At 43.3% G+C, this 23,951-nt stretch carries 16 protein-coding genes and 1 tRNA gene; 3 read left to right on the forward strand and 14 right to left on the reverse strand.

Annotation, left to right across the window (positions count from 1 at the left end):
- Positions 1-23: 23 nt before the first annotated feature.
- The 5 genes from CGC64_RS05105 to CGC64_RS05125 form a co-directional block, all read right to left on the reverse strand.
- Entirely contained in the window at positions 24-914 is an 891-nt protein-coding gene (locus CGC64_RS05105) for a carbohydrate kinase family protein (RefSeq protein ID WP_005679335.1), read from the reverse strand.
- Between the two features lie 57 nt (positions 915-971).
- A tRNA-Leu gene (locus tag CGC64_RS05110) sits at positions 972-1,056 on the reverse strand.
- 71 nt (positions 1,057-1,127) lie between these two features.
- Positions 1,128-2,150: a S41 family peptidase gene (locus CGC64_RS05115; RefSeq protein ID WP_089421555.1), complete on the reverse strand. Its 1,023-nt coding sequence runs from the start codon at positions 2,148-2,150 to the stop codon at positions 1,128-1,130.
- Between the two features lie 50 nt (positions 2,151-2,200).
- Positions 2,201-3,064: a DUF3316 domain-containing protein gene (locus CGC64_RS05120; protein ID WP_005678909.1), complete on the reverse strand. Its 864-nt coding sequence runs from the start codon at positions 3,062-3,064 to the stop codon at positions 2,201-2,203.
- The gene (locus CGC64_RS05125; RefSeq protein ID WP_005678912.1) at positions 3,064-5,709 is read right to left on the reverse strand and encodes a DNA gyrase/topoisomerase IV subunit A; all 2,646 of its coding nucleotides are present in this window, start codon (positions 5,707-5,709) and stop codon (positions 3,064-3,066) included. The genes CGC64_RS05120 and CGC64_RS05125 overlap by 1 nt, the downstream gene beginning before the upstream one ends.
- Before the next feature lie 422 nt (positions 5,710-6,131).
- On the opposite strand from CGC64_RS05125, the gene CGC64_RS05130 reads away from it, so the two are divergent.
- The 3 genes from CGC64_RS05130 (at position 6,132) to CGC64_RS05140 (ending at position 11,242) form a co-directional block, all read left to right on the forward strand.
- On the forward strand, positions 6,132-8,417 hold the full coding sequence (locus CGC64_RS05130; RefSeq protein WP_005678914.1) for a hypothetical protein: 2,286 nt from the start codon (positions 6,132-6,134) through the stop codon (positions 8,415-8,417).
- Positions 8,418-9,119: 702 nt separating this feature from the next.
- Positions 9,120-10,661: a glycine--tRNA ligase gene (locus CGC64_RS05135; RefSeq protein WP_005678917.1), complete on the forward strand. Its 1,542-nt coding sequence runs from the start codon at positions 9,120-9,122 to the stop codon at positions 10,659-10,661.
- An 11-nt stretch (positions 10,662-10,672) separates the two neighbouring features.
- The gene (locus CGC64_RS05140) at positions 10,673-11,242 is read left to right on the forward strand and encodes an FKBP-type peptidyl-prolyl cis-trans isomerase (RefSeq protein WP_005678918.1); all 570 of its coding nucleotides are present in this window, start codon (positions 10,673-10,675) and stop codon (positions 11,240-11,242) included.
- Positions 11,243-11,422: 180 nt separating this feature from the next.
- Here the strand turns inward: CGC64_RS05140 and murQ are convergent, their stop codons facing one another.
- From murQ to CGC64_RS05185, 9 genes are all read right to left on the reverse strand, one after another.
- Positions 11,423-12,253 (reverse strand): N-acetylmuramic acid 6-phosphate etherase, encoded by an 831-nt coding sequence (murQ, locus tag CGC64_RS05145; protein ID WP_005678919.1) that lies wholly within the window; start codon positions 12,251-12,253, stop codon positions 11,423-11,425.
- Positions 12,254-12,294: 41 nt separating this feature from the next.
- Positions 12,295-13,131 carry a hypothetical protein gene (locus CGC64_RS05150; RefSeq protein WP_005678920.1) on the reverse strand — a complete coding sequence of 279 codons (837 nt, stop codon included), beginning with the start codon at positions 13,129-13,131 and terminating at the stop codon, positions 12,295-12,297.
- On the reverse strand, positions 13,128-14,243 hold the full coding sequence (locus CGC64_RS05155; RefSeq protein WP_005678921.1) for an acyltransferase family protein: 1,116 nt from the start codon (positions 14,241-14,243) through the stop codon (positions 13,128-13,130). Before CGC64_RS05155 ends, CGC64_RS05150 begins: the two co-directional genes overlap by 4 nt.
- A 41-nt stretch (positions 14,244-14,284) precedes the next feature.
- The gene (locus tag CGC64_RS05160; protein ID WP_032855469.1) at positions 14,285-15,568 is read right to left on the reverse strand and encodes an MFS transporter; all 1,284 of its coding nucleotides are present in this window, start codon (positions 15,566-15,568) and stop codon (positions 14,285-14,287) included.
- Positions 15,569-15,583: 15 nt separating this feature from the next.
- A complete protein-coding gene (locus CGC64_RS05165; RefSeq protein WP_005678923.1) occupies positions 15,584-16,924 on the reverse strand; it encodes a SpoIID/LytB domain-containing protein in 1,341 nt (446 codons plus the stop codon).
- Positions 16,925-16,930: 6 nt separating this feature from the next.
- On the reverse strand, positions 16,931-19,402 hold the full coding sequence (locus CGC64_RS05170; protein ID WP_005678926.1) for a DUF4922 domain-containing protein: 2,472 nt from the start codon (positions 19,400-19,402) through the stop codon (positions 16,931-16,933).
- A 14-nt stretch (positions 19,403-19,416) separates the two neighbouring features.
- A complete protein-coding gene (locus tag CGC64_RS05175) occupies positions 19,417-20,889 on the reverse strand; it encodes a sodium:solute symporter (protein WP_005678928.1) in 1,473 nt (490 codons plus the stop codon).
- A gap of 34 nt (positions 20,890-20,923) precedes the next feature.
- A complete protein-coding gene (locus tag CGC64_RS05180; RefSeq protein ID WP_005678930.1) occupies positions 20,924-22,369 on the reverse strand; it encodes an alpha-L-fucosidase in 1,446 nt (481 codons plus the stop codon).
- Between the two features lie 181 nt (positions 22,370-22,550).
- Complete coding sequence (locus CGC64_RS05185; protein WP_005678931.1) at positions 22,551-23,846, reverse strand: lamin tail domain-containing protein; 1,296 nt, start codon at positions 23,844-23,846, stop codon at positions 22,551-22,553.
- Positions 23,847-23,951: the final 105 nt, after the last annotated feature.

A 23,951-nucleotide genomic window follows, 5' to 3' on the forward strand; every position in this document is an offset into this window, starting at 1 on the left:
GATGTGAAATAGCAATAGTGACCTTAAAACATTTCTTCCGCTGTCTCTATGCAGTGGAAGACATCTTCTTTGTTGCCGTTGAAAGGACCGGATTTCTCGATTTTCAGTGTCGACATCGCAGCGGCGAAACGCCCCGCCTCCTCAATGCCGGTTCCGGATACCCGTTGATACAGATAGCCGATTGTATATGTATCACCGCAGCCTGTCGCGTCCACCACTTGCACAGGCTTATAAGCCGGGATACGGAAAAAGTCCGTCCCGTTGAAAATAAGTGAGCCCATGCTTCCCAATGTAACTAACACTTCTTTTACTCCCCATTCATGCAACCGCCGGGCGGCTTCGTGAGGATCGGAAAGTCCGGTCAGCACTTCCATTTCGTGTTCGTTGACTTTCAGGAAATGGATATATCGTAAGGCTTCCCGCTTGTCGGTCCAGTCTGTCGGATATACATGAGTGTCACGTACTTCACGCAGGTAACCTTGTGAGTCTACTGCAATCAATCCTTTTAGGGAAAGCTCCTTGATTACTTCCAGTGAGAAGTCGTCGGCTAGCAGGGAGCCGAGGTGGTAAATCTCCGCGTCTATCTCACGGAGTTGGGAAGCGGTGAAAGGATCAGCTTTTGCCAGTACACGTTGGGTACGGTCATCGGGATTGGTCCCGTAGATGTTCTCGAAATATACGGAATGCCGGCTGGGCAATGCAGTGACATCAATGCCGACCTTACGCAGCTGTTTTACAACGTTCATTTCTGTTGCACCAACTGCCGTGACCAGTGTATAGTCGATATCATTGAAATGACGAATGGCGTGTGAACAGTAAAAAGCGGTTCCTCCCGGCATATAAACAGTGCTTTGAGGGGTAACTACTTTATCTAATGTGATGTGACCAATACAGCAAAGTTGATGTTTCTTCATATTGTAAGCAATTAAAAAGCCTCCAAGAATGTATCTTGAAGGCTTTCTAGTTTATTTTGGTGCGGATGATAGGACTCGAACCTACACGCCTCACGGCACCAGATCCTAAGTCTGGCGCGGCTACCAATTACGCCACATCCGCAGGTAGCTTTTTTGTTTAGCGGTGCAAAGATAGGAAGATTTTCTGATTTGACAAATTATTCGGCAATAAAGTTATTCGTTTAGTATCTCAAATGCCTTTTCTATCAGTGTATCTTTATTCTCAAGTTGGTCTTCCTTAGACATATTGATAGCAACATCCGGTGCGATACCTTCTTCCAACGGCTGTTTGTTCTTATCGAAATGCGGGCTGGCGGAGAAGCGGATGCTCCAACCGTTCGGCAGTTCGGACGAGAACGGAAGGCCGGAACCACCTCCGGTCCGGTCGCCCAACTGGATAATTTCTGTATCTTCTATGCTGCGCATCGCATTGACAAAATCGTTTGTTGCGCTGTAACAACGACGGTTGGTTAATATCACTACCTTTTTCTGCCACCGGATACTGTTGGACGGTTCCAGATAAATCGGTTCCATTTGGGAGAAATCATTATGTCCCGGTCCGGTCTTGTGCTGAATGTATCCGGTCAGCGTCTTTTGGTTGGTGAACCGGGCGGCGATACGGGTGGAGTTTGTCAAGTTTCCCCCTCCGTTGTCGCGTACATCAATGATTAATCCGTTGCAAGGTGACAGGTAGAGAAGAACCTCATCCAGATTACCGTTTCCTACCCCTGCACTGAAACTCTCATAACGGATATATCCTATATTATTGTCGAATATCTTATATTTCAGTCCGGCTGCTGTGTAGTAACCGCTGCTGGCACTGCCCAGATAGGTCTGGTAAAGAATGTCTTCCCGGTAGTTCCAATCATACCCCTGATACCACTCATCATAGAAAGAAGTGCGTTTGGCGGAAGAAAGATTGACGTGCCCGTCTTTCAGGGTATATAACATCTGACTCAGAAGGTCAAACAAATCATCGTTGGACATGGTCGGTACCACCAGTTTTCGGTATTTTTCGTGTACGGCATCCCAGTCAATGCCTTTTGCCTCCAGAAAACAATACTGTTCGTCAATGATCTTCCATAGTTGCTCGAAGTTGCCTACGGGATCATTGGCGTACTCTTCTTCCCTGATGCAACCGGTCAGCGCCGGCAGGCAGCAGATTAGTAAAAGTAATTGTATAATCTTATTTTTCATTCTTCTTATCTATCGCTCTTTGAAATTTCAACATTAAATCTTTCGTTCTCTTAGTAGGCCCTTACCGATGAAGGCAGAGGGGCTGTTCCTTTTTTATTTCGGATTCGGTATAGGTCTTTCACAAATCCTACCATGAATACATGAGAGTAGGTATGTGTTTTGATATTGTTTACTTTGTATTGTTGCAAATCAGCCAGATAGCTGAAACGCATCTTGGTATATCCTATCGGCAGGTCAATCGAGAGCATTTGCCGGAGGGAAGGCTGGTTGTGCAAAGAAGTGAATTTAATCACTCCGCCGGCATTGCCCAATGAGAAAATCTCGTAATAAGACTGCCCGTAGTGCGGCGAGAACAAAACTCCCATGACAGGAAGGTTCACTTGATAGCGCAACACCATTGGATAGCGTTTGATTTTGAGATGCCAGATAGCCATTCCTGAAGCGTCCAGATTGACGTATGCCCTTGCGGAAGCCGGATTGTTCGTGTTACGGAGATTGTAGACAAAGCCGCCGTTGGCGTCTATCAGTCCTCCGGCCAGTAATTTGAAGTTCTCCGTCAGGCGGAACTGGTAATGCAGGCCGTAATTCCAGTTGACTAATCCGGAGAATGTATTGTTGTTGTCGGCACGGTTATGCGTATAGCCGATATCTGCCTGAAAGAAATTCTGTACGGAAACATTGCCGTCGAACAACTTTGTCATACGGATTGTTTCGCGGGAAATGCGGAAGTCGATTCCCTTATATTCCTGTGGTGACAGGTAGGTGTCGAACACATTGGTAAAACCGATGCCGTACATGGTGGCACGTGTTACATAACGATGAGTCTGCAGGGAATCAATCTGTGCCTGTAATTTTGTGCAAAGGGCGAACAGGATGCATCCTGTCAGCCCCAAGTATATTAGTTTTTTCTTCATCAGAATAATTTCATCTGCCCGGTGATTTCATCAATAATATCCCCTTCGCTTTTGTCACTGTCCGGATCCAGATTTTCGGGTTCTTCACTTGCCTCTTCCTGCGGTTCCTGTTCCGGTTCGGGGAAGCGGGTCGGTTCGAGCTCGTTAATCGTCTCCACTGTGTAAGTGGTGATACGTTTACCTTTAGCTTTGAATCCCTTGACAGCAATAAACTCGTCCGCATCGATTTCCAATGGTTCTCGGAAACTGTCGTGTCCGCCGAATATCACTTCCAGACGGGGATAAAACTCGTCGGTCAGCAGGATGAGGCGGTTATTCTTGTTTTCGCCCAGATAGTTCTGCTTACGGTTGGAACCTTCGAAGCAGAAACGTTTCAGGTACGGGTAATTCTGCTGGTCGGCATCATATAGCGCGGCAGTCCATACCTTGTTGGAGTCGAATTTCTCGACAATACTTACGTTGTCTTCGTAGTGATTGCTCAGGTCGAAGTTGCTGGTGTAAAAGTCACCGTTGTTCAGCACAACGAGTATGGTGTCGTCGCTCTGGAACTCGCCCAGATATTCGCCGCGTCCGTCATAATTGAGACGGAGGATATCACGGTCAAACCATACCTTACGTCCGCCGAGTGTGGAACCGCCTTTCTGTTTCAAGGCTATCTTGTGTACCGGCAGGCGGGTCAGGATAACTCCCTGTGCTTGTCGTCCCTTGATACTGATCTCACTAAAGTCACGCTCGAAGATAATACGCCGCACACGCGGATTCGGTTTTAAAGTCACCTTGATGATTTCGGCTTCCCCGTTCGGATTGGCACTGAAATAAGTGATACGTGAATCCGGTGTTCCTTGCGTGACGTCATATTCGCGGTCGCGGACAACGGAAGTGACTGCAAAACGCTTGATATAGGTTGTGCCTTCCTTGCCGTCGCGGTAGGTGACATTATAGATTGTACGTTTGTCATTCTTCTTGAAGACATTGACATAAAGTATGTTCTTGCCTACAAATTTCTTGTCGGCTACCGGAGTGACGATATATTTCCCGTCGCGGAAGAAGACAATCACGTCGTCGATATCCGAGCAGTTGGCTACGAACTCGTCCTTCTTCAAGGCTGTTCCGATAAATCCTTCTTCGCGGTTGATGTAAAGTTTTTCGTTGGCTTCCACCACTTTGGCGGCTTCGATCGTGTCGAAGTTACGCAGTTCGGTACGACGAGGGAAGTTCTTGCCGTATTTGTTCTTCAACATCTGATACCAGTTGACGGTATAGTCGACGATGTGTGCCAGGTGGTCGTCAATTTCGGCAATATCCTCTTTCATCCGGGCAATGAGTTCGTCCGCTTTGTCCGAGTTGAACTTCAGGATACGTCCCATTTTGATTTCCATTAGTTTGAGGATATCCTCCTTGGTCACCTCACGGATAAAGCTCGGATAGAACGGGGTCAGCCGTTCGTCGATGTGTTCGCAGGCAGCGTCCATATCTTTGGACTGCTCGAACTCTTTGTCTTTATAGATACGTTCTTCGATAAATATCTTTTCGAGGGAAGCGAAATGCAGTGCTTCCAGGATTTCCCCTTTCTTGATTTCCAGTTCCTGCTTCAGCAAATCCAGCGTGTTGTCTGCCGATTTTTTCAGGACTTTGCTGACGGTGAGGAAATGAGGTTTGCTGTCGTCAATCACGCAGCAGTTGGGAGAGATGCTCACTTCGCAGTCGGTGAAAGCGTATAGTGCATCAATCGTTTTGTCCGACGAAGTGCCGGGGGCGAGGTGTACCAGTATTTCTACGTTGGCAGCCGTATTGTCATCCACCTTGCGGATTTTGATTTTTCCCTTGTCAACAGCTTTCAGGATAGAGTCGATTACGGATGAAGTGGTTTTTCCGTAAGGGATTTCCGTGATAGCAAGGGTTTTGTTGTCCAGCTTGTTGATTTTCGCACGTACTTTTACGGCTCCGCCACGTTCGCCGTCGTTGTATTTGGCTACGTCGATAGAACCACCCGTCTGGAAATCGGGATATAGTTGGAACTCTTCTCCACGGAGGTAGTTGATAGAGGCATCGCAAAGTTCGTTGAAGTTGTGCGGCAGTATCTTGGAAGAAAGCCCGACGGCGATACCTTCCACTCCTTGCGCCAGCAATAACGGGAATTTCACAGGGAGAGTGACCGGTTCCTTGTTTCGTCCGTCATAAGACAATTTCCATTCGGTAGTCTTGGGATTGAAGACAACATCCAGTGCAAACTTGGAAAGGCGTGCCTCGATATAACGGGGGGCGGCAGCACCATCTCCCGTAAGGATATTACCCCAGTTACCCTGACAGTCGATTAGCAAATCTTTCTGTCCGAGTTGCACCAGAGCGTCGCCGATAGAAGCGTCACCGTGAGGGTGGAACTGCATCGTGTGTCCCACAATATTTGCCACTTTGTTATATCGCCCGTCGTCCAGACGTTTCATAGAATGCAGGATACGGCGTTGCACAGGTTTCAAACCGTCGTTGATATGGGGTACGGCACGTTCCAGAATAACGTATGAGGCGTAGTCCAGAAACCAATTCTGATACATGCCTGTTAACTGGTGTTTTACGTTTTCGTCCCGTGCGTCCGCCGGTTTGTAGTCTGAATGTTCTTCCGGTATCTCGTTAATTTCGTCACTCATAAATCAATCTTCACTTTGCTTTTACAACAAATAATCTTCCTGAACATCAAAAAAGGGGATGTCCACGCAAAAATACGAAATAAATTCATATGAGGACGAAAAGAACTCACGTTTTTTATGATACTGACAGCTTCATTAATCTTTTAGCAGGCACCGGATTTGCTTTCTGAACATACAGGTTAATGGGATAAAGAGTCATATTCTTGATTTATTTGACCGGTTGGCGGAGTTGACTTTGTGTATATTTAATTCTGCCGATAGACTTTTTTAGTAGAAATGTGTTCAAATCCTCCATAAAATGTGCTTATTTTGTTCATATAGATTGAAAACCGTACTTTTTTACAATATTTGTGTGTATATAAATTATGCACCTCCTGTATTTTTGCTTATGTTTGAATTTATCTATTAATATATTGAGTTATATGAAACACCTTAAAAAACACATCCTGGTGATATTGTGTGCATTACAAGTACAATATTCTCTTGCATTGAATCTTCAAAAAGATTGGTTGATTGACGGATCATCCTATCAAGCCAAAGTGACAACTACCGATAAAGAATTGTGCCTTAGTAACGGGCTACTCTCACGTACATTCATATTATCTCCTAATGTCGCAACGATTGCATTTGACAATTTGATGAATGGCAATGCAGAGCTGCGTGCTATCCGTCCGGAAGCTGTATTGACCATTAATGGTATGGAATATCCGGTAGGAGGGCTTTATAAACAACCGGTTCAAAATTTTCTGAATAACGATTTTATTGAGGATATGATAAGTTGCGACACTGCATTCACGTATGTGAGCCATACAGTGGGAGAAACGATCGAACGTTTTCCCTATCGTCCCAAACAAGAATGGCTGTCGAACAAAAATCCATGGCCGGCTCCCGGCAAACGGATTGTTTTTACATATAAAGCTGCCCCACGTGCACCGGAAATGATACGGAATGTGACGGTAAAAGTGATCTATGAGCTATATGATGGGGCTCCTATCCTGTCAAAACAGATAGAAGTTGAAAATCAAGGAAAATCTTCGATTGTTCTGAATTCTTTTAAATCTGAAATACTGGCTTTAACGGAAACAGCTCCCAAAGTGCACTATGGTGAACCGCATGAAATACGTATGTTGGCTCAGGAACCGGGTACTTACACTCGTAATTATCGGAAATCTCCTGCACAGACTGACGCGCCTCGTGAATATATAGATCGCTTTACACAGCTCTTTGTAGTGACTGATTATGCCATGGGAGGTGATATGGAAGCGATGAAAGACAATCCGGCAGTCCGTTGGGTGTTCGACCATCCGGAATATGAAGCTACCGGAATACGGTATTACGGACAGTACAAACCGGCGCGTTTAGAAGTATGCCCGCCTATTGGTCCTGATTATGAAATAACTCCGGGAATGACTTTCCGTTCATGCACAGCTTTTGAAATGCTGAGAGATGCCACTGATAATGAACGCCGCGGGTTAGCGGAATGCCGTTTTTGGAGAATGATGGCACCCTGGACTCAAGAGAATCCTATTTTTATGCACGTTCGCCGCTCGGATGAAGCTTCTGTTAAGGCCGCCATAGACCAATGTGCCGCTGTTGGTTTTGAAATGGTAATAATGACTTTTGGCAGCGGGTTTAATATAGAAAACAATTCTCCGGAATATATGGAAATGATGAAACGGCTGAATGCTTATGCTCACTCTAAAGGTATAGCACTCGGCGGATATTCGCTATTGGCAAGCAGAGGCGCCAAGACGGAAGATGCTGCTATCAGTAGAAAGACAGGAAAACCTGCTACAACACGGGAAGAGGGAAGTCGCTTTGGAAAATCTCCTTGTCTTGCTTCTTCATGGGGAGATACTTACTTTGGCAAGTTACGCTCATTCTTTACGCAGACGGGTATGGGGGTATTTGAGAATGACGGTTCTTATCCCGGAGATCCTTGTGCTTCGACACAACACAAACATCATCGCGGCTATTTGGATTCCCAATGGAAGCAATGGGAGGTGATACGGGACTTTTATCGTTGGTGTCGTGAACAGGGCATATATTTGAATGTTCCCGATTGGTATTTTCTCAATGGCTCCAACAAAACTCCAATGGGATATGTAGAAACAAACTGGTCGTTGCCCCGTGCATATCAGGAAATTATTGAACGCCAAAATATATATGATGGAACTTGGCAGAAAACTCCGACTATGGGCTTTATGTTTGTTCCTCTTACACAATATCATGGAGGCGGGGAAGCTGCGACTATTGAGCCTCTTTGCGAACATTTGGAGCATTACCAGATTCGTTTGCAGAATCTATTCGGGGCGGGAGTCCAGGCATGTTTTCGAGGTCCCCGACTGTATGATACGGAGGATACTCGCAAAATGGTAAGTCATTGGGTCGCTTTTTATAAGAAATATCGTCGTATTCTAGATTCTGATATTGTTCATTTACGTCGCCCTGATGGCAGAGACTGGGATGGTATCCTGCATGTTAATCCTGACATTCAACAGAAAGGCTTTCTGGCTGTGTATAACCCTCTTTTAACTGACATCGAACGCACTATTCGGGTACCATTATACTATACCGGTTTGCATGATAAAGTTCGGGTAAAAGAACAGGATGGCAAAGCTCGGACCTATACTGTTGACAGAGACTATTCTATCTCGTTGAAAATTAGAATACCCGCAAAAGGATTTAATTGGTATATCTTTGAATAAAGACATTTATAAATGATATGCATAACTTTTTAAAGATTCATTCTTTCATTATTTAACTCTGCCAATAACAGATTTACTTGACAACGTCTTATTTATATTGTATATTTGTAATCGACTATTGTCTTTTAGCTAAAAACCGGAATAGATGAAAAAAAGAATTGCTTTTTGCTATCATAGAGGATCTTCTTGTACCTTGGAATGGTACTATAATTTGACGACATAGACGTTTGGTGTCTATGGAAATAGACTCACAAAAACGATTTGGGGAATAAAGGCTGTGGATTTATTATAAATTCGCAGCCTTTATTGTTGCATAATATTGATATATTCGCTTTGGAAGGGCGTGCGAAAGTTTATAATAAACTAGGGTGACGTTTATAATAAACGATTCATTTATTTATTAGAAAAGGTTTAATCGATTATGGATAAAGAGTAAACACTTTTTGATTTATTTGAAACGCATTCATTGAAATGTTTTAATTTCAACTATTAATATGATAAACTATAATAACATATTCCGACTTTATATTTTTGAACAAAAAAGAGGAGGCTTATCTTCTTTTCTCGTTTCCCGTTTCGGCGAAGAAGTTCAGGAATAAGATAAATTAATACCCTACCTGTCTTATTTATGAGATAAATCCCTATCTTTGTGGCACTTTTTACGAAAAAAGCAAAATCAAATTAATAGATATAGAAAAGAAAATGGCACAAGAAGACGTTTTTAAGAAACTAGTATCGCACTGTAAAGAGTACGGTTTCGTATTTCCTTCAAGCGATATCTACGACGGACTGGGCGCTGTGTATGACTACGGTCAAATGGGCGTTGAATTGAAGAATAATATCAAGAAATACTGGTGGGACAGCATGGTGCTGTTGCACGAAAACATTGTCGGGATCGACTCTGCCATATTTATGCATCCTACTATCTGGAAGGCTTCCGGACACGTTGATGCATTCAATGACCCATTGATTGACAACAAAGATTCCAAGAAACGCTATCGTGCCGACGTACTGATTGAAGATCAGTTGGCTAAATATGACGATAAAATCAATAAGGAAGTAGCGAAAGCTGCCAAAAGATTCGGAGAAAGCTTTGATGAGGCTCAATTCCGTTCTACCAACGGACGTGTGTTGGAACATCAGGCAAAACGTGATGCTCTTCATACCCGTTTCGCAAAAGCACTGAACGACAATAATCTGGAGGAACTTCGTCAGATTATTATTGATGAAGAAATCGTATGCCCGATTTCAGGAACTAAGAACTGGACAGAGGTTCGTCAATTCAATCTGATGTTCTCTACCGAAATGGGTTCTACTGCCGACGGTTCTATGAAGATTTACCTTCGTCCGGAAACGGCACAAGGTATTTTCGTAAACTATCTGAATGTGCAGAAAACAGGTCGTATGAAAGTTCCTTTCGGTATTGCACAGATCGGTAAGGCTTTCCGTAACGAGATCGTTGCTCGTCAGTTCATCTTCCGTATGCGTGAGTTCGAACAAATGGAAATGCAGTTCTTCGTAAAACCGGGAACGGAACTTGACTGGTTCAAGAAATGGAAAGAAATCCGTCTGAAATGGCATAAGGCGCTGGGCTTCGGCGATGCAAGCTATCGTTATCATGATCACGATAAATTGGCGCATTATGCAAATGCTGCAACTGACATCGAATTCCTGATGCCGTTTGGCTTCAAAGAGGTAGAAGGTATCCACTCCCGTACCAACTTCGACTTGTCACAACATGAGAAGTTCTCCGGAAAGAGCATTAAATACTTCGACCCTGAACTGAACGAATCATATACTCCGTATGTAATTGAAACTTCTATCGGTGTAGACCGTATGTTCCTTAGCATTATGAGCGCCGCTTATTGCGAAGAACAACTGGAAAATGGTGAAAGCCGTGTTGTTTTGAAATTGCCTGCTGCTTTGGCTCCGGTGAAACTGGCGGTTATGCCGTTGGTGAAGAAAGACGGTCTGCCTGAAAAAGCGCGTGAAATCATCGATGACCTGAAGTTCCATTTCCATTGCCAATATGACGAAAAAGATAGCATCGGCAAGCGTTACCGCCGTCAGGATGCAATCGGTACCCCGTACTGTGTAACAGTCGATCATCAGACATTGGAAGATAACTGTGTGACATTGCGTAACCGCGATACCATGCAGCAAGAACGTGTGGCTATCTCTGAACTGAATAATATCATTGCAGACAGAGTAAGTATCACTTCTCTATTGAAAACTTTACAATAAACCTTTGACGAATGAGTAAAAAGATCTATTTATTTTCTTTAGTATTGCTGGCTCTGACGTTTACTGCTTGTAGTGAAACAGAGGAGGCGGGTCGCTATGATAATTGGCAGGCACGTAGTGAGGCATTCATTGATTCTATTGCAAATGTATATAACAGCGCCGAGAATAAGGCTTTGCCGGATAACGACCCGGAAAAACTTCATGCTTACAAAGATCCGACTAATAATCAAATGTTGTACGTTAAGAAGATTAGTAAGGATGAAAATAGCAGTCAGAAAAAACCACTATATACTTCTACGGTAAGTGCATATTATCGTATGACTTATTTTAACGGAGATGTGGTGCAGCAGAACTTTAATGGGATTAAACCTAGCAACTACGATTCACCATCCAAATTTTCTTTGGACGGGGTAATTACAGGCTGGTCATATACATTGATGCATATGACAGAAGGTGAATTATGGACTTTGTATATTCCTTATCAGAGTGGATATGGCTCCGGTACTAGCGAAGACGGTTCTTTACAACCTTATTCGGCATTAGTCTATAACGTAAAGTTAGATAAGATTGTAGAATTATAATCTTATATAGTATAATAAAGATAAACAGGTGTTGCGTCTATTATGAAGTGCACCCCAAAAGTTAGACAAAAAACTTTTGGGGTGCACTTCACTTTTCGGACACTCTCTTTCTTCATCAATTTACAAAACAGAGAGCATGATACAGTTCATTCCTGTTCCTCTCCTAAAATTCGGTATAGGTTAATTAGACTTTGTATTTCGGTGAAATGATTGGCTGTTTGCGTCAATTACTTTCTTTACCGAACCATGAAGCAATAATAACTTTTGGGCATGATCGTGGTCTAATCCTAATTCCTCCATAATCATCCGTGTTCCTCTTTCCACTAACTTTTGATTGCTCAATTGCATGTTCACCATTTTGTTTCCTTTCACCCGTCCGAGTTGGATCATCACAGAAGTGCTGATCATGTTTAGAATCATTTTTTGCCCGGTGCCGGATTTCATTCGGGAACTGCCTGTGACATATTCCGGTCCGACGATCATTTCAATGGCAACATCTGCTTCTGCTGCCATAGGAGAATCGGGATTACTAGTGATGCAACCAGTCAGGATCCCCTGTTTGCGTGCTTCGTGTAAAGCTCCTATTACATAAGGAGTAGTGCCGGAAGCGGCAATGCCGATAACGGTATCCTTATTGTTGATGTGATGTTCGGTCAATTCTTCCCAACCACGGTTTGTGTCATCTTCGGCGCCCTCTACGGGATTGCGCAAGGCCGTATCACCTCCTGCTATCAGTCCGATAATCCAATTGGGAGACATTCCGAAGGTAGGGGGAACCTCCGAAGCGTCCAATACTCCTAAACGGCCGCTTGTCCCTGCCCCCATATAGAAGATACGTCCGCCTTGTCTCATGCGGGGGACAATCAGGTTGACAAGGTGCTCAATCTGCGGAATTGCTTTCTGTACGGCTGATGCTACCTTTTGATCTTCACGATTGATGTCTTCCAGTATTTCCCGTACGGATTTCTTTTCCAGGTGATCGTAAAGCGATGGTTGTTCGGTTATCTGCATAATACAAATTGCTGTTTACCAATTAATTGTAGATAGAGAAATTATTTTTGATGATATTGGATTAATCCTTCCATTGGACTTTGGAGGATTTTACCGACTTGAATCCCTGTTTGCTGTGCTGCCTCTTGTAATATATCCTTATAACAATGTGCAACAGAACCGATGAAATGTGCCGGATATTGCTTATAATCATATTGCATTACATTTCTGCGAAGGAAAGCAATGAAGCTATTGAGCACGAGTGTGCGGATAGCAGGTTCGTCCAGGTGTTGAGCCAGGAAAGGAGAGAGGCTTGCCAAAAAACGGTTCGGGAAAGGCTGGCGGTAAACCCGGTCGATGATTTCGGGGACTGTCAGGTCGAATTGCTTTAAAAAAGCCTCTTTTATGGTTGACGGAAGCTGGTTTTTCAGTACATCGCCTACCAGCAGTTTACCTAATACTGCGCCGCTTCCTTCGTCACCCAGAATAAATCCAAGAGGTGAAATGTTACTTATAATCTCTTCGCCATTGTAAAAGCAGGAGTTGGAACCCGTGCCGAGGATACAGGCAATGCCTGCTTCGTGTCCACATAGTCCGCGGGCGGCGGCAAGCATATCCGAATTGGCTTTTATATTTCCTATGACGGGCAGGCTGTCGGCAATTGCCCGTCGGAGGACGGGAGCTTTTTCGGGCGTACATCCTGCACCGTAGAAATAAACGGAGTTTATCGTCCCTTCCGGTAACTGTGGCAGGAGAGAGGCAGTTAACTCTTGTTGGATTTCCTCTTCCGATTGGAAGAAAGGGTTTATCCCTTTCGTTCCAATTCGTTTAATCAGGGTGCCGTTGAATACGATGCACCAATCGGTTTTGGTAGAACCGCTATCTGCAATAAGTATCATATCTTAATGTATATTTTCTTTTTATATAATATATAGCCTATTGCCCAGTTGAGAAGGACAAATAGAATGGCATAAGCAAGGGAACCGCTTTCATTACCGAAAACGGGCTGAAGGACACCGGCATAAAAGACTTGCTGCAAGGAAGTGTTTTCTCCCTGATATGTGACGGTAATGACACCTAGCAGGATAGCGAGAACATCTGCCAGTACATAGATAAAGAGCGGATTTACTCCGAAGGATTCGAAGAAACGGCTCCATTTCTTGTATCCTTTTATGTCGATAATCCAGACGAGTAAAGCCAGAAAACTGGAACCTAATCCGCAAGTGACCAGAACAAAAGTCGGCGACCATATCTTTTTGTTGAACGGACATCCATAGCTAAGCAGGAAACCTGCGAAAGTGAGAATCGTACCGATAAGAAAGAGACGTTCCAATTTTTCGCGGATATCTTTCACTTCCATTAGTAGTTTGCCGACACAAAAGCCTATCAGTACGTGTGCAATAGAAGGGATAGTGCTTAGAAGTCCTTCCGGGTCGATGTGATTGTCCTGATACATGTGTGCATCTCCCAGGATGCTACGGTCTACAATGGAAAGAATGTTCGTTTCGTTGTAGGCAAAGCCGTTGCCGGTGATGAGGAGTATGAAGTAACCCACTAATAAGGCGACGATCAGATAAGGGATATACTTGTGTTTAATAAGCAAGGCAATTAATGCGGATGCTCCGTAGCAAAGGGCAAGCCGTTGCATCACTCCCAGAACCCGGATTTGGGCAAAGGGAAGCGGGTCGTGATAGTAGCAAAGCAAGGCAAACCAGTTGATGGCTATCCCGATAAGGAAAATGACAATCGTTCTTTTGATAATTTTCAGGGCAGCGGGGGTACTGAACGTGAAGTTATACTTTCTGAGTGAAATGTAAGTAGAGATTCCCATGATAAACATAAAGAAAGGAAAAATCAGGTCTGTGGGGGTGAGACCGTTCCATTGAGCATGTTTAAGAGGGAAATATACATATCCCCATGAACCCGGATTATTCACCAGAATCATTCCTGCGATAGTAATGCCTCGCATTACATCAAGTGCCAACAGACGTTTGTTACTTGTTACATTCATGACTGTTACTTGTTAATGTGTTAAGTTATTAAGTAAATTGTTTATTGTTTCTTACCGAAAGAATCATCCAGCCGATTGCGAATCATCAATGAGGCTATAATGCCGGGTATGGTGCAAATACAGACCCAGATAAAGAAACTGGTATATCCGATGTGTTCCTGTATCCAGCCTGCGGGCATTCCCGGAATCATCATGCCCAATGCCATAAATCCGGTTCCGATAGCATAATGAGCAGTCTTGTGCTCGCCTTCCGCAATATAAATCAGATAAAGCATATAGGCAGTGAAACCAAAACCGTAGCCTAGCTGCTCAATGGCGACACAAATAGATATTAGAATGAGGTTATCTGGGGTTGCTGCTGCCAACCAGATATATAACAGGTCGGGGAGATTAATCGCTAATGCCATGGGTAATATCCATTTTTTGAATCCGTCTTGGGAAACGAGCAAACCGCTGATGATTCCACCGAATAAGAGAGCTGCAACGCCTATGGTGCCATAAATCATTCCGACTGTTGTTGTAGATAGAGCCAATCCTCCTTTTTCGATACTATCCAGAAGGAAAGGTGAGGCGATTTTGGCTAATTGAGATTCGCCCAGTCGGTAGGTGAGCAGGAAAAAGAACATAAGACCTATATGTTTCTTCTGGAAAAAAGAGACAAAAGTTTTAAAGAAGTCTTCTAGCAGTTTGCTGGGTGTCAGGCCTTCCCGTTTGACGTCGGAATCGGGATAAGGGAGCATGAAACGATGATAGATAGTGAGTGCCAAAAATAGTCCTGCCATAAGATAGAAAGTAATGCTCCATGCCAGAGGTACATTATTTTGTAATGTTTCCAGCCAACCCGCCAACATCACAAGAACTCCTTGACCGAAAATACTGGCAAACCGGTAGAACGTATTCCGAAGACCTACAAAGAAGGATTGTTCCTTGTTATTGAGTCCGAGCATATAAAAACCGTCTGCTGCAATGTCATGAGTGGCGGAACTGAATGCCAGCAGCCAGAAAAAAGCCAGGGTGAATTGTACGTAGTGTGTTGTCGGGATGAAAAAGGCAATACCGGCAAATCCGGCTGAGATAAATCCTTGCATGGTAATAATCCAGGCTCGTTTCGTTTTAATCAGATCAACGAACGGGCTCCATAAGGGCTTGATAGTCCACGGCAGGTAAAGCCAGGAGGTGTAAAGAGCTATTTCTGTATTCGATAACCCCAGACGTTTATACATGATGACAGCGATTGTCATTACTGCTACATAGGGAAGTCCTTCTGCAAAGTAGAGGGTTGGAATCCAGCTCCAAGGGTCTCTTTTCAGGGTTGGCGTTGTCATGGTATTCATTGGGTTCTATTTATATTGTTGCTCGATCGCACTACCGGGGTAGTAGTGGGATAGTATTTCTTTGTATTTATAGCCTTGTTCCCCCATTACGGCGGCACCGATCTGGCAAAGTCCCACGCCATGTCCCCAGCCGGATCCCGTGAGGATAAACCGGGAAGGGATTTCTTTTTCATCTTCTTTGTATTCTTTGTCCACAACGAAAGCGGAGCTATATAAGTGGGAAGATGATAGGGTACGACGGATCTCCAACTCTTTGCCGATGATGAGAGTGCGTAACGTTCCTACTATTTTCAATCGGACCAGCCGTCCTGAAGTTCCCCGTTCGACCGGAATCAAATCAATGATTTTTCCGAACTCGATTCCTGAACGTTTATGAATCAGTTCCGAGAGTTCTTGTTGGGAGTAGCAGACTCTCCAACGGTAAAAGTCTGTTGTTTCCTGGTCATAATTATTCAATACCTGACTCAACACTTGTTTGTTATGGGTGTTGCAAAAGGCCGTAGGAGAAGTACGTATCCATTTATCGGCTTCCGCTTCTTTTGTCAGGTCGGGAAGTCGCGTTTCTGTTTTACTATCCCGTTGCCCGATAAGATAGGGATGCTTTACATTCTCCCAGCAGTTCTGGAATTCTTCGAAAGCGCCGCCGCAACATTTAGAGAAACGAGCGTCACAAATCTCTCCTTCATACATAAGTACTTCACCCCGTGTAGCAAAAACAGCTTCAATTGCCTGTGGAGTTGAGGTGCGTGTAATGCCTTGATAACGCTGGCAATGGTCATCGGCACATACATCAAAGTTTTTGTGGGCTTCATGGTCGTACCATTTAATAAGTTGAGAGGGGAGAGTTGAAAGTTCAAAGTTGGCTGTGTTGTCTGGGTGCATAATAACTTTCAATTTCCCATTTGCAACTTTCAACTTATTAAGCAGCCAGCTTCGGGAAATAACGGCATGTGCTTTTAATAGCTCCAAAGAAGCTGTTGCACTCATCTCTGATGAAATCACGTTGGTGAGATAATCTTCAATAGGAATTATATTGATAGCAGTCAGTCTGTCATCTTCAACAATAATCTTCAGTTCACCTTTGAATCTTTGAACTTCTTTACGTTCCCAATGGAAGTTGATGCCTATGGTTACGTCTTGCAGTTCAAAGAAAGAAGAAGTATCTTGTTGGGGAGTGAAGGAGAGTTCGTCATATTCTTTCTCCTGCCAACAGATTTTTCCTTTCCGATAGACAGCCTGTTGTATTCCGCAGATTGCTATTCCGTCAGAAGATATAAATTCTTTCGGGAAAGAGAATCCAATCTCTTTCCCGGAAAGAATACCGACTGTAATGACAGGCTCCTGCATAAAGTTTTACACTTCGTCTTTTCTGAATAATTCGTCACATAGGGTTTCAAACTGCTCCGGTGACAAACTAATTTCCTTGTAAATATCAATAATCTCTTTTGTGTTTAATTTATCCATATCCTCCTCTCTGATAATAGGGAAAACACCACCCATTTCTGCAACAGCAGGACTTATTAACAATCCTTTTTCCCCTTGGTTATAGTAACAGTCGGGACGATGTTTGGAACGTAGGAAAATGACGCAATTCCAAGCTACCACTTCATCATCTTCGCCATGCTTTGTACTGTCAATTGCATACCAAGCTATTATATTGATTAAAGGTTCTTTACCGTAAAAGGTAGAGAGGATGTTGTAGATATTCTCGAATTTCTCTATTAATTCAGACCTGAGAATTGATGCTAGACCAATGCTGGTTATAAAAGTATTGTTTGCATAGCTATTTACGATAGCCGGGACATCGTCGAAGTCTGTTTGTTCTATTATATCGTTCAGAAAATCCTTGAAAAAGGGAGTAGATAAACTTTCCTCTTTTCCTGCTGCTTGGAAGTGCATGTGGTCAGGAGCAGAAGCACCGCACTCCGGGCCGTTATAGAGTATATAGAAGTCTATCATATTTTCGGCTAAGTGAAGCATATCTTCAAAACGTCCTTTAATGCTTTGTGAGGTATGTTCCTTGTCGATGATTGTCAAGTGCCGCTGAAAAATGGGGTAAGGGTTGAGGCATATCTCATAATGTCCGAACGGCAAACTGGTTTGTTCTGCAGGGCGATTCTTTTCGCATAAGAAACATGGTCTTTCCTGAATGGAGCGGGTATCCGTTTTTGCCATAGTGGAGAGGGCGCGTTGAGGGTTGGGGAAAATTCGGAACACCATTTCAATATCATCTTCTTCGACTTCCAGTTCTTTTGCTTTTTCCAGATTTTCTTCCAGTGCCTCATAATTCTTTTTCGCGAGTTCCCAGTTTTCTTTCTGATCTTCTATCATTTCTTCTACAAGCTCCTGAAAATCTTCATCAATCGTATGCATCTGAATTCTGCTTTGTATTTCCCAAGTGCGGATTCTGTCTTTATAAAAGTTGTTCTGATTGACTTTTTCAATACTTAATGCGGCATCTGAATTACCTTCCCAACGTCGGCAAAGGTATATTATATCATAGATACGTCCGATCTTATAATCGCGTGAAATGTTTAATCCTATGGCATAATCTTCACCGTAGCTGGTGTTTGGAAATTTGATGTTACGAATGATAGGGGTATAGAAAGCACGTGGAGCGCCCAAACCATTGATGCGTAAAGCATTGTTTTTTCCGTTCTCCAATGTCCATTCTTTATGGTCAATGATGCCGGGGGCTATTTCGTTCAAGTGGAAATCGGTCATTAGATACGTTCCTATCACCATTGCGCAGCTTTCCTTATAAAAAGTATCCACGATTTTCTGGATTGTATGTTCGTCTTTATATAAGTCGTCGCTATCTAACTGTATGGCGAACTTTCCGCATTTCTCGTGATGTACACCCTTGTTCCAGCAGCCGCCTATACCTAAATCATTCTCTTGGGGAATGAAATGAATCAATCTTTTGTCTGCGCTTAGTTCCTGAAGCGCTTCGGTAGTTCCGTCGGTCGAATGATTGTCGATAACGATAACGTTGAAAGGAAAGGTAGTCTGTTGGTTTAAAGCAGAGCTGACTGCATCACGAATAGTATGAATACGATTGCGGACAGGGATGATTACGGATACTTCAAATTCAAAGGTCTCGTTGCAAAGATTGACTGTCCGTGAAGAAGAAGGCATTAAGTAGGCATCAATGCATTTCAGATATTCTGTGCAAGCAGCTTCCATTTCGAGCTGTACTTCCCGATTTTTGGGATCTACATAGTCGAATTGTTTCTCTCCGCTTTTTCTGGTATCAGTTTCAACTTCGGTATATAAATATTCGTTAATGTGTATAATGGAATAGTTGACAGCTATGAATAAGCGCATATTATATAGTCCTGCATATTGATATCTTTTGTACAGTTTATCCGCTGTGTAAGTGAATGCGGAAGTGCTGAATAAAAGTATGGAACCGAAGTCGAAATCATCTCGAACACTTCCCAATTGGTAATCAATGACGGGTGCTTGTTTTAGTTCTTCATGAATCTGTTGATAGCGGTCGGCATATACTATTCCATTTTTCTTGTTGTTCTCCATAACTTGCACCATGCGTTCCAATGCATATAATCCCAACTTTAATGGAGTTTGTTTGGTGTACAACAGAATGTAGTCTGTACTTGCATGAGCTGCGATTGTTTTCATCGTACTTGTGGAGTAAAGCCCATCGATAGGGAGCCATTCACAATCCGGGAGACATTTCTTACCGGGAGCAGAACCTAATAAATAGATTTTATCTACTAGCTCTGACGCTTGTAATTCTTTCACTGTTTGCATTGTATCTTCCGAAGTGCCGAAAGGTATAAAGCAATTGATTCTTTTTTTCATTTTGCTAATTGGTATTAAAGAGCTGTCGTATTGTTTATGGTTGATTTCTTTCGAATAAGGAAGCAAAGCCCGGTGAAAGTAAATGCAGCGTTAAATAATAGCAGTTCGTAACTGATTTGATAACCGTTGAACCATGCTTCCGAATTTCTTTGCAGGATATAGCAGAGGACAGGGGAAGCGATAGCTATCGGCGGGATATATTTATCGTAAATTTGTTTCTTGGTAAAGATACCGAAGGCGAACAATCCGAGAATAGGACCATACGTGTAACTGGCTAATGTATAAATCGCATCAATGACGCTGGTATTATTCAGCAGGTTGAAAACGAAAATAATGATTCCCATAACGATTGCCATGCCGATATGTACGTGCTTGCGTATCTTGCTGAGAGCGGCCTCCCCTTTTTTCTGTGCATTCAGAATATCGACAGTGAAAGAGGTGGTCAGTGCGGTTAATGCCGAGCCGGCAGCCGAGTAGGCGGAAGCTATTAATCCGATGATGAATAGGATACCGACTATACCCGGAAAGTAGTTTCCCGTGGCAATCATAGGGAATATCTCATCACTCTTATCCGGATTCTTAATGCCTTGTTGCGCTGTGAATGTATAGAGTAATACCCCTAACATCAGGAAAAGCAGAATCACGAAGAATTGTGAGATGCCGCTTGTAATCATGTTCTTTTGAGAATCCCGGAAGTTCTTGCAACTAAGATTACGTTGCATCATGTCCTGGTCGAGTCCGTTCATGGCAATGACGGTAAATACACCCGCCAGAAATTGTTTGAAGAAATATCGCTTGTCATTCACATCATCGAAAAAGAATGTCTTGGAGAAATCACTGTCCGATAGGGTAGTGACTAAGCTGTTAAAATTCAGGTGCAGGCTCGAAGCTATATAATAAATGCACAGGACAACAGAAACAACGAGACAGAATGTTTTGAGTACATCTGTCCATATCAGTGATTTCACACCTCCCCGGAATGTATAGAGCCACACAATAAATACGGTGAGAATGACGTTCAGCAGGAAAGGGAGGTGAAAGGGCTCGAAAATGAGCAGTTGCAGTGTCAGACAAACGAGGAATAGCCGTACGGCTGCCCCCAACATCTTTGAGATAAAGAAAAACCATGCGCCTGTCTTATAAGACGAGGAGCCGAACCTGTTCTCCAAATATTCGTAAATGGATACCAAATTCATGCGGTAGAAAAGCGGGACGAGCACAAACGCTATGATAATTTGCCCGACGATGAATCCCAATACCATTTGTAGATAGGAAAAACTGCTGGCTTGCACCATGCCCGGAACAGAAACGAAAGTAACTCCGGAGATGGTGGAGCCGATCATGGCAAAAGCGACGATATACCATGCCGATTTATGGTTTCCTACGAAGAAACCTTCATTATCGGCCTTGTGTCCTGCTATATAAGAGATTGTGAACAGGATTGCGAAGTATGCCACGATAGTAACGGACAAAACGATTGGACTCATATCTACTGTTTAAAGGATTCGATTCGTTTCGCACTTATGTAAGCGCTTCCCGGTACTTATCCTGCGTTTTTTGTGCATCTTTTACTTCCAACTTAATAACAAACGGCTCCTGCGGCATATTTTTAGGCAGGCTGACATTATATTCATTGCGAGTGGTTTCTGTTACCTGGGTTTGTTCACCCGTCAATGTCTTTGCGGTGGTGATAGTTATCCCTTTGGGAGTTTTAACTGTGAGCTGTCCGGAATAGGGAGGGTTGAATACGACCATATAGACTTGATTGCTTTTGCGGGTATAATATCCCCAATCTTGTTTCTCCCAGCCGGCATAATCGCAACCATAGATACATTCGCTGTTTTTCTTCATCCATTTACCGATGAAATCGGCTATCTTTTTCTCTTCCGGGCGGAAGTCTCCATCGGGCTGAGGGCCGAAGTTGACTACCATATTTCCACCCATAGATACGGCGTGTACAATACGTGCCAATACCTCAGTCGGATTTTTCACATAGCTCAGTGACCAGTCTTTGTGGTATCCCCATTGGTTTTCGGGAATAGTCATACAGGCTTCCCAATCCCATTTTGTTACGTGTAAGTCTTTTACGGGATCAGGCAGGCGGCGCTCGTAAGCCGATTCATAGTCCCCCATGAGATGTCCGTTGCTGTCGAAATGGCGTTTCCCGTAATCATCGGCCCGCAATCGGCTGTTGATAGTTACACCGGGAAGCATTTCTTTCAGCATACGTTCCACGTGTGCTGTCCACCAACCGTTTTGCTTGATACTTGCGTCCCATGTTCCGTCAAACCAGAAATCCTTGACAGTAGGGTAGCGGGTTGCCAGTTCTTTCAACTGATTGTCGGTAAATGTCAGGAATCTTTGGAAAGCGATGCTATCTTCCTGGGTCTTGATACTGCTTCGCCAGTCCGGATGACTCCAGTCCAACACGGAGAAATAGAAATGTACGTCGATGCCGACTGCATTATAAGCCTTTACCAATTCTCCCAAGATATCTTTCTTGTAAGGGGTATTAGCTACCGTATACTCTGTATATTTGCTGGGCCACAGGCAAAAGCCTTCATGGTGTTTGGTGGTTATCTTTACATATTTTACTCCCATTTCTTTGGCCATTTTAGCCCATTTCTTGGCATCAAACTGTTGGGGGTTCCATTGTTTCATAAGTTCCAGCCAGTCCGTAGTCGGAACTTTGGCCCACGCTTTCAACCATTCGGCAGCGCCGTGGTATGTTTTATTGTTCCATTCACCGCCGGGAATGGCATATAACCCCCAGTGAATGAATGCACCCAAACGGTTCTCGCGAAACTTCTGCATAGCAGGGTCCTGTCTTTTACCGAGACGGTCGGCGCCATATTTGAGTTCAACTTCCAGTTCTGCAGGTAGAACTTTCTTTTGTGCTTGTACAGCCGGAACGGCGGCTAATAGAAAACTGAATAAAAGAATAATTATCAAGTGTTGCTTTTTCATGATATATATGTGATTAGATGTTGTTTTATACTTTACATTTATTGGCTTTGCTGCAAAGATAGGGATTAGTTTGTAATTGTGGTAATATTTTTGGATTGTAAAAATTGAGGTTTCTCATTTCGCTCTTTATTTAGACTCTGTTTGGAGGATTGAATATAGACATTTATCATAGAAACCCTGATTATTCTTGTGTATTCTTTATTCCGGGTGTTCCTCCTGTCGGGTCTTTGGAAGAATGCCAGTTAGCTTGCTTTGAAGATACTAAGTCCGGTGATTTCTTTTCGAGAGAGATACCTTGGTTCCTTTTGTTACCGGAACTATGCATTGACTCAAGATAGCTGCACTTGTCGATCATTCGGGGATTTTCTTCGTTAGTCATTATAGCCAAGTGGCTGTCTTCATTAGTCAACTTCGGGAAGTTGGGAATCTCTATAATGGTTTCTCCGTTTACTTTATGCTTTTTTCTAAGTGCGGCGGCAGATTTGGTCAGGCATATATATCCGTGGGAAGAAATGCAGATGTTTTGATTGTTGTCCGGGTGTTTCAAGACTACCGTTGTCTTGGTTTCTGTTGAGCCGTTATCTGTGTCGATATATCTTAGAAGTTTTAATGCCGGAATAGAAATACCGTTGTTACCCGGATTATAAAACTCTATGTATTCCGCACCGTCTGTTGCATTGTCATACATGATTTCGTTGAATGATAATATATCCTTGACTTCTTCCGGATAATCAGGCAGAACCGGATCTTCGGGAACATCAGGTTTATCTGGCTCATCAGGTGTTTCAGTAGGTTTGGTAGTAGTCTCCACATCATTGGACAATTGTATATGGTGGAATGTGAAACCTTTACAACGTGTCTTGGTATAAATACAGTATATTCCACAATAAAGAGAAGTCAGAATGCTGTTGTCTTTTACTTGCTTTTCTTTGGTGTATTCATTTTCTGATTCCAGTCGTGTCCAGAAAGTCCAGTAACCATTGTTATCACATTCCACTTTTATGTATAACTTGGGTGAGTTGTTTCCTTTCATCACTTCCCTTCCCGAAGCCAACAGCTTGGGTTGTTCTCCGTTCTGCCGGTAAAGGGCAACGTTGTCTTTGGCTCCTCCTATTTGGATATAGTAACCGTTTACGTTGCCGGAGAGTACATTTGAAGAAGAAGTCAGGTAAAATCGAGCATAATTGTTGGCGGAAGGATTGAATGTAAGGCGAACTCCGAACTCCCAACGGGTATTCTTTACGGAGTTGGAAGGTATAGTGACATAAGCGGTTCCTGCATTTTCTTGCGGATCGTTCAGGCGCAGTCCTTCTTTAGAGTTGATTGTGAATTTATCTGTTTCTCCTTCCCAGGGCAGTTCGGATGTAGTATTATCTTCTTCTGGATTTCCCTCATCTTCATCGTCGGCGGGAAGCGAACAATTATAGAATAAGACAATAAAGATACTTAGAAACGTGAAAGTCTTACAAATTCTCATACGGTTTTGTATAAAGTCATTTTATTTAACCGTATTTGTTTGTGAATAACGCAGAGACAATTGCGGCTTATCTTATGATTACGGGGACAAAGGTATGGCTTTCTG

The organism is Bacteroides caccae (assembly GCF_002222615.2).
Taxonomy (GTDB): domain Bacteria; phylum Bacteroidota; class Bacteroidia; order Bacteroidales; family Bacteroidaceae; genus Bacteroides; species Bacteroides caccae.